Raw genomic sequence first — 4,424 nt, 5'->3', positions numbered from 1 at the left:
GATCTGGTCGAGCGGGCTGAAGCGATTGCCGCTCTGGTTTCCGTCGTATGTCGGCCAAGTGCCGCGCTTCGGATGCGCAACCTCCGCGAACGAAACGCCCGCGCCTAATTTAGAAGCGCCTGCCGCTGTGGCGGCATTCAGATAAGCGATCAAATCGCGTATCTCATCCGATGTCGCTTCTACTTTCGGCATCAGCGACTTGTCGTGAAGGATCTCTGAGATTTGGTCCTTGGACAGCAGATACAGCTTTTCGTCCGCGCCAAGCAATTGCAAATCGAAGTTGCTCTCGTTCTTCGCAATGCCTTGGATGGTGCGGCCATCGCGAAGGTGTACGGTGACTGCGGGGTAAGAGGGCCCGCCACGTCTTCTTCCGCGGCCGCTGGATTGCCCGGTAGCGCCAGGATCGCGCAGCGCCTGTTCGATTTGCGCGAGCGTCCGTTCGCGGCCCACATTCGAAAGGTCCGGCCCGAGCACACCGCCACTGCCTCGCAGCATGTGGCAACCGCCGCAACTGTTCTTATGGAAGAACCGTTCACCGGCGGCGGCATTCCCTGAAGACGCGACAAGTGCGGGCGTCTTCGGCGGGCTTTTTAAAAACATGACGTAATCGGCGATGGCGCTCGCTTCTTCGTCGGAGATTTGGAAGGCCGGCATGCCGCGATCCAGAATGCCGTTGCGGATGAGCTCGAGTACAGCAGCTTTCGAAATCGCGCGAGGCCGTGGGACATCCACAATCGCCGGCCCGTGGCCGCCACCCGTTCCGTCGGCGCCGTGGCAACCCACGCAGCGCGCCAGATAATCCGTTCTGCCATCAACCTGCATCAGCAGGGCAGCGCAGATTGTAAAAGTAGGAATGCCCAGCATCGCGGACGGTCACCTAGGAGTTTATACCGGGAAACTCTTCTGAACGCTCAATTGCTAAATCGTAATCTCCACGTCATTCCGAATCGTCCTCGAATCGGCCGGTTCGGCGGTATCATCAGGGGTTCCAACGCCTTTGCGACTTCGTAATCTAGTCTCACTCCTGGCATTCGCTCTTCCGGCTCTGGCCGCTCCGGAAGCATGCCAGGTGGATAATATCGACTACCTGGGCTGGAAAGCCATCCGCTTGGCCAATGCCTGGGTGAAACTGACGATCGTTCCGCAGCTTGGCGGATGCCTGATGCAAGTGACCTTTGGCGATCACGACTACCTGTTTGTGAATCAGCAGCTCAAGGGTCAATCTTTTTCGCCCGAAGTATCCGCCGCGCAAAAGCGCTGGTTCAATTATGGCGGCGACAAGATCTGGCCCATGCCCGAGGGCTCCGGCGACGAACAGCATTGGCCGGGAGCGGAAGGTGCGGCGTTGGATTCGGGTGTGTTTACCGCACAAGTTTTATCAAAAGGCGAGACGTGCTCGGTGCGGCTTACGGGGCCGTCCGATCCGTTCATTGTCAACAGTACATGCGCGATATCAGCATCGGAGCCGGGTCGCCGGCGATTTCTTTTCATGCGGTGATGAAGAACACGAGCGGCTATCCGCAGGAATGGTCCGAGCAGTCCGTATCGCAATACAACACTGCCGACGCTTCGAATCCGGCTCAGCCGAATCCGGATTTCTGGGCCTTCACGCCGGTGAATTCGCAAAGCGCGTACCTGAACTCCTATCACGTGCGCACCGGAATGGCGTCGAGCGCCGGCTATTCCATTCGCGACGGCCTTTTCGCGGTGCATTCGAGCCAGGCGGGCGGAGAGGTGTGGATCGACAGCCCGGGCGAATGGCTCGCGGTGGTGGACGGCTCCACCCGATTCGCCATGGTAGAGCGCTTCCGCTATGTGCGTGGCGCCGAGTATCCGGGTAAAGCCACCGTGATCGTCTATACGACCGGAACGGGACGCCGTGGTCCACAGCCGCCGGCCGATCCCGCGCGTCTACCTGACCCTGCGCACGCGGCGATCCACTATATGGAAGCGGAAGTGAACAGTCCGCTGATCCGCCTCGATCCGGGCGAATCGTATGCGATGGATACGCAATGGCTGCCGGCGCGCATGGGCAGTGAATTGGTGAACGTGACGTATGCGGGCACGATCGGACGACCGCTGACTGCGGTCGGCAGCCCCACCGGTCTGGCTCTTGCCGGAGAGTTCGGAGTCTTCCTGGCGGGCCAACTCGAGGCGCGTTTCTACGACCGGCAAGGGGCGCGGCTCGGAGCGGCCAAGGTTCAAGACGTGGCCCCGCTCGAGATCGTTACTCTCCAACAAACGGTTCAGGCCCCTGCGGAGACCGCTCGCGTGTCGCTTCATCTCATCGATAGCAAAGGACTCGATCGGGGCCCGCTCGGCGAAACAGCGATTCCTTCACCGCCCTAAGGCGCGAATGCGAGCAACATGTTCCCCGGCGATCCGCCTTGAAATCCGGTGTAGCCCGAGGTGACGTAGACCATGCCGTTCACGATCGTTGTCCCTGCCGAGCCGATGGAACCACCTCGCGCCTTTACTCCATTCACGGTTTGGACTTCCTGAGTCGTATCGTATTGCCAGAGTGGTCTGCCGTCCAATGTGGCAAAGGCACGAAGCATGCCGTCCAGGCCGGCCGTGAAGACGGCTCCGGGTATGACCGTGACACCCGCTGTAATGCCGGCATGTGTGCTCATTGACTCCTGGGGCGGTATCGGTGTAAACCACTTCTCGACACCATCGGACAACTGCACCGCGGCCAATCCCGCGATCGTTCCGGCGCCTCCGCGCATAGCAAAGTACGCCTTCTCGCCGTCCGCTGCTCCGCCAAATACGATTTGGCCGCGGGATATGTCCGATCTCCAAACCAGGGTGCCGTTCTTGTCGGGATCGTGTGCCCAGACCAATCCGGATTTCTGGCCGGCGACCAGCAGGCTCCGGCCGTTCGGCAGATCGAGCAGAATGGCGCCTGCGGAGAAGTCCCAATCCGGACCTTCTGGATCCGGACAGTAATAGGTAGCCGGCATCGGTGGCCGCCTGGGGCTTGGGGCGCCGGCGCTACCGGCACGAAAAGTCTTCGGTGGGAAACCTGGAGGCTCTTGCCCCTGTGGGCAACCGGTATGCCAGACGTCCTTAGCTTCGTCCTGCTGAATCCATAAAATCTTGCCAGTATCCAGATCCAGCGCCATGATTGCGTCCGATCTTCCGACGTCCGGGTCGGAAAATGTATTGCCGGTGACGAAATAGATGGCATGCCGTTTGGGATCGATGGTTACCGGACTCCACACGCCCGCCCCTGAAGGTCCGAGGAAGCTCTTCCCATCCGGTGTTTTCCTTGCGATGGCTTTTTCCGGGATCGTGTACGTCTTCCAAACCTGTTCACCGTTGTCCGCGTTGAGAGCGGCGACCATTCCGCGGAACGTGCAACATGGATGGTTCGGACTCGATGATTCGGGCTCTTCGAGTGAGGCTACCGGAACGTACAAACGGCCGTTGTAAAGACGCGTGCCGCCCGTGATTCGGGAAAGCGGATGCGGGTCGATCAAGTGCTTCCACAACAATTCGCCGTTCGCCGCATCGACGGAATAGATGTTTCCGTGGATGTCGCCGAAAAACGCCGCATAGCGTTCCGCTCCACTTCCCCCACTTGGCTTCATCTTCCCAATCGTGATCGCACTACGCACTCCGGTTTGCGCCTGAAACGACCAGTGCACGCAGCCGCTTTCCGCGTCCAGAGCGTAAACGAATCCGGCATCAGAACTGACGAAAACTCTGCCATCCACTATCGTCGGCTGCCCATAAACAGAGGCTGCGGCGGGCAGACCGAAAGCCCATTTCAAACGTAGCCTGGAGATTTGCGCTACCGATAGATCAGCCGCTTTCGCCGGTTGGAACCGGGTGTTGGACAGATCCGCGCTCCATCCATTCCAGGAAGGTTTCGAGTTCAGGTCCCGAATCGGCGGGTTGCTGGCGCAAACGTTGCTCATTTTCTTTGCGTCGCCGCTCTCCGCCGCACCCAACTTTCGACCGCCCACCCACTCCGCAATGTCCCGCTTCTGCTGATCGGTCAAGCCCTGCGCGATCTTCGCCATGTCGCCTTGGGTGAGGGTTAGATAGATTCGTTCCGGCGTCATCTGCTTGAGGACAGATGGAGCTGGTGCGCTATCGACTTTGGGGTTCCCATGACAGTTCTCACAGAAATTGCCGAATATCGTGGATCCGGCGCCTTCCGACAGTCGGACAGGCAGTGGTTGTCCGCCAGTCTGCGCAGTGGCAATTGGCGTCAAGGAGCCGGCCAGCAGCACACTTGCGATCAACGCTGCATAGAGAGTCCTCATGACCGAATATCGCATCCTGATGCTTGCGTGCTTATCTGACACGACGCCGATGCTATACCGGTTTCGGGCCGATGTCAATGAAACCCCAAATTTGCCGCTGGAACATAGTCAATAGTGCTTCCATGTGACTGACCAATGTTCGTCCGATTG

General features: G+C 59.4%; 4 protein-coding genes. 2 read left to right on the top strand and 2 right to left on the bottom strand.

The genetic code is table 11. The features are described from left to right. Positions 1–864, bottom strand: an 864-nt coding sequence (locus tag VGK48_00370) for a c-type cytochrome (protein HEY2379606.1), incomplete at its 3' end; no start/stop codon positions are given. Positions 865–997: 133 nt separating this feature from the next. On the opposite strand from VGK48_00370, the gene VGK48_00365 reads away from it, so the two are divergent. After that, on the top strand, positions 998–1,498 hold the full coding sequence (locus VGK48_00365) for a hypothetical protein (protein HEY2379605.1): 501 nt from the start codon (positions 998–1,000) through the stop codon (positions 1,496–1,498). Further along, the gene (locus VGK48_00360; protein ID HEY2379604.1) at positions 1,498–2,349 is read left to right on the top strand and encodes a hypothetical protein; all 852 of its coding nucleotides are present in this window, start codon (positions 1,498–1,500) and stop codon (positions 2,347–2,349) included. The genes VGK48_00365 and VGK48_00360 overlap by 1 nt, the downstream gene beginning before the upstream one ends. Here the strand turns inward: VGK48_00360 and VGK48_00355 are convergent. Next, complete coding sequence (locus tag VGK48_00355) at positions 2,346–4,274, bottom strand: PQQ-binding-like beta-propeller repeat protein (protein HEY2379603.1); 1,929 nt, start codon at positions 4,272–4,274, stop codon at positions 2,346–2,348. The two genes, VGK48_00360 and VGK48_00355, sit on opposite strands and share 4 nt — an antisense overlap. Positions 4,275–4,424 lie beyond the last annotated feature (150 nt).

It is taken from the genome of Terriglobia bacterium (assembly GCA_036496425.1).
Taxonomy (GTDB): domain Bacteria; phylum Acidobacteriota; class Terriglobia; order 20CM-2-55-15; family 20CM-2-55-15; genus 20CM-2-55-15.
The sequence above is the reverse complement of the archived record's forward strand: the minus strand, read 5'-3'. Positions and strand labels throughout refer to the sequence as shown.

Excerpts from the sequence above, each read along its gene's own strand:
- VGK48_00355 (HEY2379603.1), bottom strand. The coding sequence starts at position 4,274 with ATGAGGACTCTCTATGCAGCGTTGATCGCAAGTGTGCTGCTGGCCGGC.
- VGK48_00360 (HEY2379604.1), top strand. The coding sequence starts at position 1,498 with ATGAAGAACACGAGCGGCTATCCGCAGGAATGGTCCGAGCAGTCCGTA.